Below are 15,197 nucleotides of genomic sequence, written 5' to 3' on the forward strand. Positions count from 1 at the left end.
ACGACCAGGTACAGGTTTTCATAAAGATGCAACGCCACCACAATTCCATATCGCAACAATTCTCCTTTTTGTCTCCACAACTCCCCCATAGCTATATTCCGCCCCAACCGCCTTGGCAGGCCCGCTAGTTTTGTGTGTATAAAACATACGCCATATGAAACCGATCGTACTGTTATTAAGCATCTGGAGCCTTTGCCTTAGCGCTACCGCCCAGATATCCATTTCCGGGCAGGTAAGCAGCCAACAGGGGCTGGCCATTGCCGGCGCCAGCGTAAGCATCAAAGGCGCTACGGCCGGGGCCACTACAGACAGCAGCGGGCATTTCCATTTTACTACCAAGCTAACCGGTAAACAAGTACTGCGGGCCAGCTCCATTGGGTATAAAAAACAGGAACAGGACATCCTTATCGCGGATAGCGGTATTACGGTGGATATTATCCTGCCGGCCAACCATCAAACCCTGGGCGAGGTGGTAATCTCTGCGGGCGCATTTGAAGCCAGCGATAAAGCTAAAGGCGCTTCTCTTACACCCATGGACGCCATGACCGTAGCCGGTAATGGCGGCGATATAGCCAACTCCCTGCGTTCCCTGCCGGGCGCACAACAGGTGGGCGAGCGGGAAGGCCTGTTTGTAAGAGGCGGCACCAGCGAAGAAGCCAAACAATTTGTAGATGGCACCCTGTTAAAGAATCCCAACTACAGCAGCGTGCCGGGCGTGCTGCAGCCGGCTCGGATCAACCCTTTCCTGTTTAAGGGTGTGCTGTTCAGCACCGGGGGCTACTCTGCCCAATATGGCCAGGCTATGAGCAGCGCGCTGATACTGGAGACCATGGACCTGCCGGACGAATCGTCTGCCAGCCTGCACCTGTTCCCTACCAGCAGCGGATTAGGGTTTCAGAAGCTAGCTAATAACAAACAAAGCAGCTATGGCCTGAATGTAAACTATGGCAACCAGGCAGCTTATAACAGCATCGTAAAACAAAGGCCGGATTATTTCCTGGGACCTGAATACGGGAATGCGGAAGCCAATTACCGGGTAAAAACCAGCAAGACCGGTATGCTTAAGATCTATGTGAACGCCAGTTTGAGCAATATAGGACTGCGCAATCCGGATGTAGACAGTATGGCGCTGAAAAGCGCATTTAAGCTGAACAGCAGCAATGTATACACCAATATCAGCTACCGTGAGATGCTGGGCAAGGACTGGAAGCTACAGGCCGGCGCGGCCTACAGCTATAACCAGGATAAGATAGGGCTGCAATTACAGGATGGCGCCCATCAACCGGTATACCTGGCGGGCGCGCCCTATGCCTGGAAGAACCGGGATATGAACACCACTACCAATTTTGCACAGGGACGCGTAGTGTTATCCCGGCTGTTCTCCCGGAACCAGGCCTTACATATCGGCGCAGAGCATTTTTATGCGGAAGACCGGTACCACAGCGGAGATAGCTTATACCCGCTCACGGATCAGCTAACCGCCGGTTTTGTGGAAGGCGATATTTACCTGGCCAATAACCTGATGGCCCGGGTGGGCGTTCGCGGAGAGCATTCTACCCTGCTAAAAAAATCTACCGTTGCGCCTAGGGCCAGCCTGGCCTACCGGTTCGGGGATGGCGGGCAGTTGAACCTGGCTTATGGCATCTTCTATCAGAAACCGGAAAACCAGTTCCTGTATCAGCAACGTGATCTGCGGTTTTCAAAGGCTACGCATTACCTGGTGAATTATACTAAAAAAGCCGGTAACCGCTTGCTACGTTTGGAAGCTTACTACAAACGCTACGCAGAATTACCTAAAACCATACCCTTTGTAAACAGCAACGGCAGCGGCGACGCCAAAGGTATTGAGTTGTTCTGGCGGGATAAGCGCAGCATCAAAAACCTGGACTACTGGATCAGTTATACTTACCTGGATACCAAACGCGATTACCTGAATTACCCATATGCGCTGCAACCATATTATGCCACTCCGCATACCGCTTCCGTAGCCGTGAAGCGCTACTTTGAGAATATTAACCTGAACGTAAACCTGGTCTACAATTTTGCCACCGGCCGCCCCTATTATGATATCCGCTCCCCGCAAGGGAATGAGCATACACAGGTGTTTGACCATGGCACTACGCGGGCTTATCATAATATTAATCTTAGCGGCGCTTACCTGTTTAATCTCTTCAAGGGCAAATGGAAACATCCGGGTTTTGGCGGTATTGGTTTTGGCGTGAATAATATACTGGGCACGCGGCAGATCTTCAACTATCAATACAGCTATAACGGCATGAATAAAATACCGGTGATACCCACCGCTGCACGGAGTTTTTACCTGGGCGTGTTTATGAGCTTTGGGATAGACAGGACAGAAGATTTTATCAATGATAACCTGTAGGCAACAACGCCGTCGATGGAGGTCCTCACGGATAAACTACACCATACTTTATTTCATCATTCATTATTTATAATTCTTATTATCATGAAAAAAATGTTTTTAATGCTGACCGCGGTAGTTATGTTACTGCAGGTCTACGCACAGGATAACCAGCTGACAGCAACGGTAGCCCAACTGGATAAAGCGAAGACTGTAAAAGATTACCAGGCGCTGGCGACGAAATTTGCATCGGCCGCTAATACACAAAAGACCAACTGGCTGCCCTTCTATTATGCAGCTTACTGTAACGCCAGGATCGGGTTTATGCTGGAAGACGATGGAGAACGCGTAGAACCTTTTGCCAATGACGCGGAAACCTATGGCAAACAGGCAGAGGCCCTGCTTAAGGGAAGCACTGACAAACACCAACAGGCCGAGTTATACGCCGTGTTATTTATGGTATACCGCAGCCGGGTATTCATCAACCCCATGACCTATGGCCGGGAATATGGCATCCGTTCACAGCAATACCTGGATAAGGCCGCGCAACTGGACCCGCAGAATCCGCGTGTGCTGTACCTGCAATCCTGGGTAAAATACTATACGCCAAAAATGTGGGGCGGCGACAAGGAAAAAGCCAAAACGCTGGCCACGGAAGCGCTCAGCAAGCTGCAGGCGCAAACGGCCACTGGCGAACAGCCGCACTGGGGCAAGGCAGAAAGCGAAGAAATATTAGCGAAATATAACCGCTAGGGTTTTATTTACGATAGATGTAGAACGGGCGCTCCATTATTGGGGCGCCTTTCTGGCTACCTGCAGTACTGTCGCAGGCCCTTTACGATAAATTTGTAATTTAGCCCCCACAAAACTACCGGTATGCTTTCTGTGAGCTATGAAGCCTTTTACGAGACCGCCCGCCTGCTGAGCTTTTCCAAAGCGGCAGAGGTGCTGTATATGACACAACCCTCCGTGAGCAAACATATACGGCTGCTGGAGAACCAGTTTAACCTGAGCTTCTTTGAGCGTAAAGGCAGCACCGTACAGTTAACCGCCGCCGGTAAGATCCTTTTTGATCACCTAAAGCAGGCCAAGGAGCTGCAACGTAATATGCAGTTCAACCTCAGCAGCCTGTATGGGCGGCAGCAGGCTAAAGGATCGCTGGTGGTAGGCGCCAGCACTACGGTGGCCCTGTATGTGATACCAGGCATCCTATCCAGTTTTCACCAGCAATATCCCCATATCCAGCTGCGGCTGCTGAACAGTAATTCTGAGAACATCCTGCGCGCCCTGCTGGAGCAGGAAATAGACCTGGGTATTACCGAGAGCCGGAACAAACACACCACCGTGCAGTACAAGTTCTTTATGAAGGACGAAGTAATACCGGTTTGTCATCATAAAAGCCCGCTGGCCAAGAAAAAGCGGGTAACAGTAGAAGAGCTGAAGAACATTCCCGTGGCCCTGCGGGAACGCGGCAGCGGCACCCTGGCCGCAGTGGCGGAGGCGCTGGCCCCTTTTAACATCTCTATACAGGACATTAATAACCGGATCATCCTGGGCGGCACGGAGGCCCTAAAGAACTTCCTGATGAGCGATACCTGCCTGGGATTTTTGCCGCAGCGCTCCGTAGAGCATCTGATCAGCACCGGCGAGCTGGTACGCATTGATATTCCGGGGTTAAGGATCCAACGCTCCTTCTTTTTTATGCAGCGCCAGGGCACCAATAATGACCAGATCAACAACACCTTCATCAAACTGGCTAAAAAGCAGTATAACCCCAGGTAATAGTATATGCCTTTTTAGTATAACCTAGGAATAACACTTCTGACTACATTTGAGGTGTGGATATGCTTATGAGCAAATGTGCAGGCGAATTGCCGCGGAACTACCTTGCACCATTTGCGGGATAATATTTGCACACCGTCTGAATATTCCCACATTATTTATTATGAGAACAATAGAAACGTTGTCGCTGTTGTCATCGCTTGAATGCAGCAACTGCGGCCAATATCACGACCCGCATAAATTGCACCAGACTTCTGTATGTTGCAACGCGCCCTTAGTGGCTGCTTATGATTCTTCTGATGTATTCCCGCTTTCAAAGGAGGTGCTGCCTGCGCACTCTGATAATATGTGGCGTTACCTGGAAATGCTGCCGGTTTTCGATGTGAATAATATCGTTACCCTTGGCGAAGGCATGACGCCCTTACAGACCTTATACCGCATACCTCAAATGCTGGGGTTTGACAGGTTATACTGGAAGGATGAGTCGCTGAACCCCACCGGTTCCTTTAAGGCCCGTGGTTTAAGCGCGGCTATCTCCAAAGCAAAAGAGTTTGGCGTAGAGAGCTGTATTGTGCCCACGGCTGGTAATGCGGGCGGCGCTATGGCGGCTTATTGCGCTGCTGCCGGTATAGATGCGGTAGTGGTCATGCCAAGGCATACGCCTAAGATCTTTAAGGAAGAGTGCTGGATGTACGGCGCAGAAGTGATCCTGGTAGATGGTCTTATCAATGATTGCGCAGCGGTAGCGGCTAAGATCCGCGAGGAACGCGGCTCCTTTGATGTGTCCACTTTTAAGGAACCCTACCGCCTGGAAGGCAAAAAGACCATGGGCTATGAAATAGCGGAACAGCTGCATTGGAACCTGCCGGATGTGATCCTGTATCCAACCGGTGGCGGCACCGGCCTGATAGGTTTGTGGAAAGCGTTCCAGGAAATGCTGGCCCTGGGCTGGATCCCTGATAAGATGCCCCGGCTCATTGCTGTACAGGCGGCTAATTGTCAGCCGATAGTAGCCAGCTGGCAAGGCATACAGCCTAATGCGAAGAAGTATAACGGTCAGCCTTCTATTGCCAATGGCCTGGCGGTGCCCCGCCCGTTTGCGGAGCCGCTGATCATGGACGTGTTGAAACAGTCCCATGGTCATAGCCTGGCGATCACTGAAGATGATCTCAAAAAATATATGCAGCTGCTGGCCCGTAAAGAGGGTATGCTGGCTGCGCCGGAAGGCGCCGCCCTGGTAGCTGCCTTGCCGAAACTGCTGGAAGAGGGGTTGATATTGCATGATGAGAACATCCTGCTGCTCAACACCGGCTCCGGGTACAAATACCTGGAGAACCTGCAGATACCGGTCTGAAAGCGTCTTTTATCTTTAAGCATTACTTATCATCCCCGGCGGCCGCTTTTCGGCTACCGGCCATTTTTAGATAAGCCGCTTTTATTATTTCGGATAGGACAGTTGAACAATAAAAGGGATCACTCAACAGCCGTGGAAACGCGGCTGTTTGTTTTTTTTGGACAATTTTTTCTGTATGCAAAAAATAATGTAAATTGATTATCAATACACAAAATCTAAACGCGAACCGAAGCACGATAGCACAGCAAATCTGAAATATCATTATTTACCAAGACTGTTATGCCACTACGCCCATTGGGCGCCACGTTATTGTATTGCTATGTTGCTATGTTAGCCTGTAGTTTAACCATTTACCATAATAATTAACCAAAATTGATTATCCATGAGCAAAAAAGTCAGCACACTCCTGGCGGCCTGCCTGTTAACCGGGGCCCTCTTTGTTTCCTGTCAGAAAGATCAATCCAGCAATCAAACGCCTGCTACTGTTTCACAAGACGCGCTGAGCCGTATCAGCGCACTGGGCTTTAATGTAGCGGATGCCCGCAAGGTAGAAGGCGGCTACCTGGTAGAAGGCGATATCCTGCTGAGCGAAGAAGACCTGGCCAGCACGCCGGCTACGCCTAATTTACGGATTGCGGAAACGGAGCAGTACCGCACCAACAATCTTGTTACTTCCCTCCCACGCACTATTACCGTACGGGTAACCGGCCTGCCGGACGCTTATGTACAAGGCACAGACGAAGCTATCCGGCGCTATAATGCGCTGAACCTGCGCATCCAGTTCCAGCGGACCACAGGCCGCAAGGCGGATATTACCATCCAGGGCTTTTACCAGGGCCCCAGCGGCGGGTTTATTACCCTTGGCTCCTCCGGGTTCCCCACCAAAAATGGCAGCCCGTATAAAACGGTGTCTATGAATACGCACCCGGACGCTTATGGCTCCAACCCGGATGTGTTATATGTAGCCTCTGTGATACAGCACGAAGTGGGGCATTGCATTGGTTTCCGGCATACGGACTATATGGACCGTTCCTTTAGCTGCGGCCCTGCCGGCGCGGGTAATGAAGGCGCCAGCAATATAGGTGCTGTGCATATTCCAGGCACGCCTACCGGTCCGGACCAGGCCTCCTGGATGCTGGCCTGCTCTAATGGCGGCAACCGTACTTTTAATGCCAATGATGTGATAGCGCTGAATTATTTGTATTAAGCGGTTGGCGGTTAGCACTACTGCACGCAGATGATATAATGAAGAGAGGCAAGGTGATGTACCTTGCCTCTTTTTGTATCATTTAATAACGTTGTTAAAAACCAGCATGGGCGACAGGCATTTTCTTTGCCGGCCCATACAAGGGCATACCGCTTCTTACCCCCGTATGCTGTCCATTCTCCAGCTCGAGCTGGCCATTCACCAGCACATACTGAAAACCGGTGGAGTACTGGTGCGGTACATCAAAAGTGGCTTTGTCGATGATCTGTTGTTCATCGAAGATCACGATATCTGCGGCCATGCCTTCGCGCAGCAGGCCCCTGTCCTTTAGCTGGAATTTCTGGGCGGCCAGGGAGGTCATACGGCGGATGGCTTCTTCCAGCGGGATTAGCTGCGCCTCCCGTACATATCTGCCCAGGATACGGGCATTGCTGCCGTAGGCACGCGGATGGGGCATACCTTTGCCGGGCGTAGGCACGCCGGCGTCTGCGCCTACCATACAGAAAGGATATTCCATAATGTAGCGCACATCCTTTTCATCCATGCCATGATAGACCATCTGCGCGCCGCCTTTTTCGATCATATCCATGATGGTCTCCGCTTCGTTCTTTGCATTGCTTTTGCGGCCCATCAGTTTGTTGATATCGGTGATGCTTTTGCCGTTGTAGGTGCTGTCTGCGGAGTAGTTAGCCACTACGCAATAGCTGTAATTCTTGTATTTATAATCATGCAGCTGCTCCAGCATTTCCTTTTTGATCTGTGCACGGATAGCGGGATTGTGCAGGCGGGCGTTTACGGAGTCCTGTCCGCCGGCCAGGGCCCAGTCTGGCAAACGTACGCCCAGGTTGGTGCTGCTGGCGGTATAAGGATACTGGTCAATGGTTACATCCCAACCTTCTTTACGGGCTTGTGTGACCAGGTTCAATGTTTCGTGCGAGCGGCCCCAGTTGGCTTTGCCGCTTACCTTAAAATGCGAGATCTCTACGGGCATATTAGCCGCTTTGCCAATACTGATGGCTTCATTTACGGCATCTACCACGGTGTTCTCTTCATTGCGGATATGCGAAGCGTATACGCCGTTATATTTAGCGGAGGCCTTTGCCAGGCCTACTACTTCATCTGTTTTGGAGAATGCGCCGGGAATATAGATGAGGCCTGTGGAGAAGCCTACCGCGCCATCTTCCATGGCTTTGGCCACCAGGGCTTCCATCTGCTGCTGTTCCGCGGGCGTGGGCGCGCGGTTGTCCCGGTGCATGACCTGCTCACGCACTGTATTATGCCCTATCAGGGAAGCGATGTTCATACCGGGATGCAGGCTATCCAGGCGGCTGAAGAACTGCTGCAGATCACGGGCAGAGCTGCCGCAGTTACCGGTAACGATGGTGGTAACGCCATCATAGATATAATTATCCGCCGTAGGGCGGTCAAAAATGCCGGACTCCACATGCCCGTGCACATCAATAAAACCGGGGGCTACGATCATCTTTTTTGCATCGATCTCTTTGGCAGCGGTGTAGCCGGACAATTTGCCTACGGCCAGGATCTTACCATCCTTTACGGCCACATCCCCATAAAACCAGGAGTTACCGGTACCGTCTACGATCCGGCCATTGCGGATCAGCACATCGCAGCTTTGCTGTGCAAATGCGGCGGCGGTGAATAACAGCTGTATGCCAATAGTCAGTGCTATGGCTCCTTTTCCTGGTGTCTTATTTTTCAAGCGTTTGATCATACGTTGTACTATTTTTTGCTGTTTGCAGTAAATACGCGGATGAAGTTGCCGCCTAAGATCTTTCGTACGTCTTTTTTTGAGTAACCCCGTTCCAGCAGCGCTTTGGTGACCAGGGGATAATCCTGCACGCCGTTCAGCTCCCTGGGCGCGGAGTCTATGCCGTCAAAGTCTGAGCCTAATCCTACATGATCCACACCGGCGAGTTGGACGATATAATCAATATGATCTATCAGCAAACTTAGTGGCGCGCGCAAATCCTGTACTTCCGCAGCATATTTGGCGGAAAGGGTTTCCATGATCTCGTATTCCGCTTTGCCGGCGCTTTTCATGGCGTCTGCTTCCTGCTTATGGACGGCCAGGAAATTGTTCATTTTACGGAAGTAACTGCTATCGAGGAAACCGGAGTAGAAGTTTACCTGTATTACGCCGCCGTTCTGCCCCACGGCGCGGATCTGGTCATCTTTCAGGTTACGGAATACGGGGCAGATATGGTACGCGCAGCTATGTGATACGAGCACAGGTTTGGTGGTAATATGGATCGCATCCCAGAAGGTCTGTTCACCTACATGGGAAAGATCTACCATCATACCCAATGCATTCATATGCTGTACCAGCTGTTTGCCAAAATCATTAAGGCCTTTATGCGGAAGGTTGGCTTGTGTTTCATCTTTTGCGGAACTGGCCCAGGAAGTGGAGTTGTTCCAGGTAAGCGTCAAATAACGCGCGCCGCGTTTGTAAAGGCTATCCAGCTTATCCATACTCTCCTCTATCATATGCCCGCCTTCCACGCCGATCATGGCAGCCAGTTTATGTTGTTTAACGGCTTTCTTTAATGCGGCCGGCGTAAAAACCATGGCCATTTCATTGGGATGGCGGGCAGCGATGGCATACAGGGAATCTATTTCTATGTTGGCAAATTTAAACGCGGTATCCTTACCAAAACGCTCATCGCAGAAGATGGAGAACATCTGCACATCTACGCCGCCTTTGCGAAAACGGGCCAGGTCTGAATGCGTACGGCCGCTGAGGTCCTGCCCTATATCCAGCCCTTTCATGGTAGCGCTGGATAACACATCGTTATGCGTATCCACCAGTACGGCCTTGTAATGTAATTTCTCATAAGACTGAGCGGCCACCGTTAATACAGAAAATAAGCAAACGCCGCCACATAGGGCCAGGCGCTTATAATGGGTCATCAACATCAAGCGTTAGATTTGGTTGTCAATATGTCCCTTAAATAAAACAAAAAACCGCATAAAACATAATGTTTATGCGGTTTTTACAGGAGTGGTCAGTTTTATAATGCGATCTTCTTACCTTCTTTAGCGGACTTGCGGGCAGCTTCCAGGATCCTTACCACGATCAGGTTATTCTCCAGGGAAGAGAGGTCGTTGCCGGGTTTATAGCCCTTCTTTAACACATCTTCCAGGTAAGTGAGGTTATCCTGGTATTTGGCGGTCTTTACCGGTACGGTATAGGTGCTATCCTTCTGGCGGCCCGTCATATCATTCATATTCAGGGCATGCAGGTAACCGGTCTTTCCAAATACTTCCATGTCCTTAATGCTATAGGGCCAGTTCCAGGACGCTTCTATGATACCGGTAGCCTCCGGGTATTCCAGCAGGATGGTAGCGTCATCGTCTACCTTGGGATAAACATCCGGTTTTATCTGGTGGGTAATGGCCATAACCGCTATGGGGGCTTTACCGTGCATGAGCCAAGTCATGAGGTTAGCGCCATAACAGCCAAAATCCACCAGCGCACCGGCGCCGTTCTTTGCGGGATCTGTAAGCCATTTCAGGAAATCCGGGCTACAGCCTATTTCTTTAGGGCCCTGGTGGCCGTCGTGTACGATCATTTTACGGATAGGGCCAATGGCCTGCTGATCATTCACCATCTCGTTCACCTGCTGGTTGGTATTGTACCAGGTTGTTTCGTAATTGGTGAGCACAGGCACATGGTATTGTTTGGATAGCGCCTCAATACGCTGCGCCTGCTGTACGGATACGGCCAGCGGTTTCTCTACCATTACGGGGATGCCTTTAGGCGCGCAGGCTTCTACTACGGCCAGGTGGTCCACAATGGCATTATAAGCCAATACAGCGTCTGGTTTTATCTTTTGCAGCATGGAGGGCACATCGTTGTAGAAGATATTATCCGGCAGGTTATACCGTTTCTTCATGCGGGCTATCAGCTGGGCGTCATTTTCGGCAATGCCGATGATCTTTACTTCGCCCTTCCTGTAGCGGGACAGGATCAGGTGCACATGGTCATGGTTCAAACCGGCCAGGGCCACCTGCAGGGATACCTGCTGTGCCGTAGCGGCAAAATGGAACAAGAGTACGATTAATAATAAACGGCAGCGCTTCATCAGATCAGTTTTAATGTAAAAATTCTGCTTACAAAGTATAAAGTAAAAGTATGCGGGGCATACTATTAAATTAATGAGTATGGGCTAACGCATCTTTACCCTGAGCACATAGTTATCCGCGGTGATATACAGCACTTTATCATCTTCTGCCAGGGCGCAGTTGGAGGTAGCTACCGGCGCTTTGATCTTACCCAGGAGTTTGCCGCCGCTGTTAAAGATCCATACGCCGCCCGGGCCTGTTGCGAAAATATTGCCCTGGCGGTCTATTTTAAACCCATCCGGCAGGCCGGTCTCTGTTTTGGCTTCTTCGGTCACATCGCGCAGCAAACGCGGGTTCACCAGGGAATCGTTCTCCGCTATATCAAACATGTACCATACGGCTTTGTTGGGGTCTGAATTGGCCACGATCAGCGTTTTCTCATCTGGCGTAAAGGCCAGTCCGTTGGGGCGTGTAAGGGTATCCGTAAGCAGGGTTACCTTACCGTCTGTACTCACTTTAAATACGCCGTGGAACGGCAGCTCGCGGGCAGGGTCTTTCTCCTGCTGCTCCATGCCATAAGGCGGATCGGTAAAGAACAGATCGCCGTTGCTGCGGAATACCGCATCATTGGGACTGTTGAATTTTTTGCCGTCATAGTTATCCGCCAGCGATACGAACCGGGATGCGGGATGGTCCAGCGGGGCATCCATACGGGCCATGCGGCGGTCGCCATGCTGGCACATCACCAGTCTGCCTTGCTTATCCAGGATAAGGGCATTGGAGCCCAGCTCTCCCCCACGGGGTTTGGCCCCGGTATAGCCGGAGGGTGTGAGATAGGTTTCCAGTCCGCCGGCCTCCGTCCATTTACAGATCTTATTCTGCGGAATGTCTGAGAACAGCAGCATATTAGCGCCAGGGATCCATAAAGGCCCTTCGGACCAGTCGAATCCTTCTGCGATCACTTCTACCTTAGCGTCTTTGCTGATGATGGAAAGCAGGCTGCTGTCTGCCTGTTCAATGGTTCCTATTGTTTTCATACCGGGTTGTTTGCATGCACTGAAAAGCAATACTGTAATAACGTGGAAAATATAATAGCGCCTCATACGGGAATTTGTTATCTCTTCTTAAGCGGCTCCAACAAGTATGCGAGCCCGTTGGTCTTGATCACGTACAATGTTTCCAGCAGCATACCCAGTTTGCCTTTGGGGAAACCGCCTTTACGCGGAAACCATTCCAGGTAGGATACGGGCAGGTCGCAAAGCACGGTATCTTTATACTTGCCAAAGGGCATCTTCATGGTCACTAACTGTTGTAACAGTTCCGGGTTAGGCTGTGCTGATTCCATAGGGGTCAAATTTATAGAAATAAACGAGTAATTTATGGAAATTACCGTATCTATGCATCCTGAGTACATATTTGAGGCCTTATTCATTAATTAAACCCAATTCCCTTACCCAAATCAAAATGTAGTAGCATTATGAAGATCCATTTTGTGCTGGCACTACTGTGCAGCGTTACCCTCATGTCTTGTTACAAAACCCAATTGTCCCCTGCAACAGCTGTTAATGATCCGCGTGAAAAGAATGGGACCGGCCAACTGGCGTTGGCGGGCGTAACCTATTATGTAGCCACTACAGGCAGTGACGCCAATGATGGCAGCCTGGGCGCGCCTTTCCTTACCATCAACAAAGCGCTTACGGTAGTAGCGCCGGGCGATGTAGTGCAGGTACGGGGCGGCACTTATAACGAAAAAGTGCATTTCCCGGTGAACGGCGCCAAAGCCAACCCCATCACCCTTACTGCCTACCCGGGCGAAACGCCCGTGATCAGCGGCCAGGGATTAAGCGTAAGCGGCACCGAAGGGCTTATTACCCTGGACAGCGCGGCGTACATTAACATCAACGGACTGGAGATCACCGGGTTGAGCGCCAGCAGCGGCACGCCGGTGGGGATCCTGATCATGCATGGCAGTGATTACATCCATCTTACTAACAATCACCTGCATGATATAGACAATGCAGGCGGCAGCAGTTATGCCATCCTGGTGGATACGGAAGAGGAAGCCATCTGGATGGAGATTGACGGCAACACGATCCATGACTGTGCTACCGGAACCGGCGGCAACCTGGTGCTGAATGGTTTCATCACCTCGTTCTCTATTACCAACAACACCATCTATAACGGTGTTGGCACCGGTATTAGCGCTACCGGCGATTTTGCAACGAACGGTTCCTTTTCTCCTGTAAACCATGGAGATTTTACCGGAAATACCATTTACAACCTGCATGGTACGGACGCCACGGGCATCTTCATCAGCAATGGCCTGGATATGATCATAGACCGGAACCGGATATCTGATACGGACCAGGGCATAGTGCTCACCAGCGTAAACCCTAACTGGTTCACGCAACAGAGTTATATCCGCAACAATTTCGTGCATAACTGCAGCCGTAGCGGCATATCACTGGGCCACCCCAGTGCCGGCGTCAATAGCATCATGAGTAACAATTTTGTGGTGAATAATACCCTACTCTTTAACGGCGCGGCAGGTAGTGATGCGGAACTGACGGTATGGAGCAATGCCAGGCAGAACTACATACGCAACAATATTATCTACGCGCGGCCGGCTGGTATTTTCTTTGACCTGAATCCCGGTGGCACCATTTCAAATACAGGCAATAATGCCTACTATACCATCGGCGTCCAACAATGGCGAAGGAACGGCGCCATCAGCAACACACTGGCCAACTGGAAACTGGCCAGCGGTGTGCAGGAGATAAGCTCCACGGAGGGCATAGACCCCCTGCTGGTTAGTACCGTGGCCGGCGCAGAGGATCTGCACCTGCAACCTAACTCCCCGGCAAAAAATACAGGGTCGTTCAGCTATTCTGGTACGCTAGACATTGATGGTCAACCCCGTGTCGTGAACTTTACAGACAAAGGGGCCGACGAGCTCCAATAAGCAGGAAAATCCGGGAGTGCATCTCCCGGATTTTTCTTAGTTTCACCGCTATTATGTTTAAGCAGGAAATCTATTCAGCCAGAAGAAGCCAACTAAAGGCCACTGTTAACCAGGGCCTTATTTTATTGTTAGGCAACGAGGAAAGCAGTATGAACTACAAGGACAACCTGTACCATTTCCGGCAGGACAGCTCCTTCCTGTATTTCTTTGGTATTGACAGGCCCTCGCTGGCGGCGGTGATAGATCTTGATAATGACCGGGAAATTGTGTTTGGCGATGAGCTGACCATGGACGATATTATCTGGACGGGGCCTAAGGAAACCATCCGGGAGCAGGCCGCAAAAGCAGGCGTTGCAACTACCCAGCCCTGGGCAGCCTTAGAAAGCCTGCTAAAGAAGGCGCTGGCTGCCGGGCAAACCATCCATTTCCTGCCACCCTACCGGGCTGATAACGCGCAAAAACTTGCCGACTGGCTTACTATCCCCTACCATACTTTAAAAAGCCGCGCCTCTGTACCGCTGATCAAAGCGGTGATAGCACAACGGGCCATAAAAGCGCCGGAAGAGATCGCGGAGATCGAAAAGGCAATTGGCATTACTGTAGATATGCAGCTGGAGGCCATCCGCCACGCACAGGAAGGCATGACGGAATCCCAGCTGGCCGGCCGTTTAAACGGGGTAGCCATCAGCGCCGGCGGCAATCTTTCTTTCCCTATCATCCTTACGGTGAACGGGCATGTATTACATAACCACTACCAGGATACGGTATTACAGGATGGGCAGATGGTGCTGTGCGACTGTGGCGCAGAAACGAATATGCATTATGCCGGCGACCTGACCCGCACCTTTCCGGTGAATGGCAGTTTTAGCACCCGGCAACGGATGGTGTACGATATTGTAGCCGCCGCACAACAAGCAGCCATTGATGCGCTACGCCCCGGTATCCTGTTCCGGGATGTGCACCTGCTGGCCTGCGAAAAGCTGGCAGAAGGGCTCAAGGACCTGGGGCTGATGAAAGGCGATGTAAAAGCCGCCGTAGCCGAAGGCGCACATACCCTGTTCTTCCAGTGCGGCCTGGGTCATATGATGGGCCTGGATGTACATGATATGGAAGACCTGGGCGAACAATATGTAGGCTATACGGAAACGCTGCAGAAGAGCACCGAATTTGGCCTTAAATCCCTGCGCCTGGGGCGTGCCCTGGAACCGGGCTTTGTGCTGACAATAGAACCGGGATTATATTTTATACCGGAGCTGATAGATAGCTGGAAAGCTTCCAAAGTACATACGGACTTCATTAATTACGATAAGGTGGATGCGTTCCGCGATTTTGGCGGCATCCGCATAGAAGAAGATTTCCTGATCACGGATAGCGGCAGCCGTTTACTGGGTAAACCGCTGTACAAAACCGCGTCTGCTATAGAAGCGCTGCGATAGACCGACTAACT

At 51.1% G+C, this 15,197-nt stretch carries 12 protein-coding genes; 7 read left to right on the forward strand and 5 right to left on the reverse strand.

The window, feature by feature from the left end; genetic code table 11:
- Positions 1-154: 154 nt before the first annotated feature.
- The 5 genes from F0L74_RS21190 (at position 155) to F0L74_RS21210 (ending at position 6,705) form a co-directional block, all read left to right on the forward strand.
- Entirely contained in the window at positions 155-2,383 is a 2,229-nt protein-coding gene (locus F0L74_RS21190; RefSeq protein ID WP_149839913.1) for a TonB-dependent receptor, read from the forward strand.
- Positions 2,384-2,467: 84 nt separating this feature from the next.
- The gene (locus F0L74_RS21195; RefSeq protein WP_149839914.1) at positions 2,468-3,115 is read left to right on the forward strand and encodes a hypothetical protein; all 648 of its coding nucleotides are present in this window, start codon (positions 2,468-2,470) and stop codon (positions 3,113-3,115) included.
- 123 nt (positions 3,116-3,238) lie between these two features.
- A complete protein-coding gene (locus tag F0L74_RS21200) occupies positions 3,239-4,144 on the forward strand; it encodes a LysR substrate-binding domain-containing protein (RefSeq protein ID WP_149839915.1) in 906 nt (301 codons plus the stop codon).
- Between the two features lie 163 nt (positions 4,145-4,307).
- Entirely contained in the window at positions 4,308-5,498 is a 1,191-nt protein-coding gene (locus tag F0L74_RS21205) for a threonine synthase (protein WP_149839916.1), read from the forward strand.
- Between the two features lie 382 nt (positions 5,499-5,880).
- On the forward strand, positions 5,881-6,705 hold the full coding sequence (locus F0L74_RS21210; RefSeq protein ID WP_149839917.1) for a M57 family metalloprotease: 825 nt from the start codon (positions 5,881-5,883) through the stop codon (positions 6,703-6,705).
- 94 nt (positions 6,706-6,799) lie between these two features.
- Here the strand turns inward: F0L74_RS21210 and F0L74_RS21215 are convergent, their stop codons facing one another.
- The 5 genes from F0L74_RS21215 to F0L74_RS21235 all read right to left on the reverse strand — a co-directional run bounded on the left by F0L74_RS21215 (position 6,800) and on the right by F0L74_RS21235 (position 12,133).
- Positions 6,800-8,437, reverse strand: a complete 1,638-nt coding sequence (locus F0L74_RS21215; protein ID WP_149839918.1) for an N-acyl-D-amino-acid deacylase family protein — start codon at positions 8,435-8,437, stop codon at positions 6,800-6,802.
- An 8-nt stretch (positions 8,438-8,445) separates the two neighbouring features.
- Positions 8,446-9,633: a dipeptidase gene (locus F0L74_RS21220; protein WP_246197784.1), complete on the reverse strand. Its 1,188-nt coding sequence runs from the start codon at positions 9,631-9,633 to the stop codon at positions 8,446-8,448.
- A gap of 101 nt (positions 9,634-9,734) precedes the next feature.
- Complete coding sequence (locus tag F0L74_RS21225) at positions 9,735-10,808, reverse strand: Gfo/Idh/MocA family protein (RefSeq protein ID WP_149839920.1); 1,074 nt, start codon at positions 10,806-10,808, stop codon at positions 9,735-9,737.
- Positions 10,809-10,892: 84 nt separating this feature from the next.
- The gene (locus F0L74_RS21230) at positions 10,893-11,825 is read right to left on the reverse strand and encodes an SMP-30/gluconolactonase/LRE family protein (RefSeq protein WP_213087045.1); all 933 of its coding nucleotides are present in this window, start codon (positions 11,823-11,825) and stop codon (positions 10,893-10,895) included.
- A gap of 77 nt (positions 11,826-11,902) precedes the next feature.
- Positions 11,903-12,133, reverse strand: coding sequence for a DUF3820 family protein (locus F0L74_RS21235; RefSeq protein ID WP_149839922.1), 231 nt, complete (start codon positions 12,131-12,133; stop codon positions 11,903-11,905).
- A 132-nt stretch (positions 12,134-12,265) separates the two neighbouring features.
- Between F0L74_RS21235 and F0L74_RS21240 the strand changes: the two genes are divergently transcribed.
- Positions 12,266-13,750, forward strand: coding sequence for a right-handed parallel beta-helix repeat-containing protein (locus tag F0L74_RS21240; RefSeq protein ID WP_149839923.1), 1,485 nt, complete (start codon positions 12,266-12,268; stop codon positions 13,748-13,750).
- 53 nt (positions 13,751-13,803) lie between these two features.
- Positions 13,804-15,186 (forward strand): aminopeptidase P family protein, encoded by a 1,383-nt coding sequence (locus tag F0L74_RS21245; RefSeq protein ID WP_149839924.1) that lies wholly within the window; start codon positions 13,804-13,806, stop codon positions 15,184-15,186.
- The last annotated feature ends 11 nt before the right edge of the window (positions 15,187-15,197 follow it).

It is taken from the genome of Chitinophaga agrisoli, assembly GCF_008386695.1.
GTDB lineage: Bacteria > Bacteroidota > Bacteroidia > Chitinophagales > Chitinophagaceae > Chitinophaga > Chitinophaga agrisoli.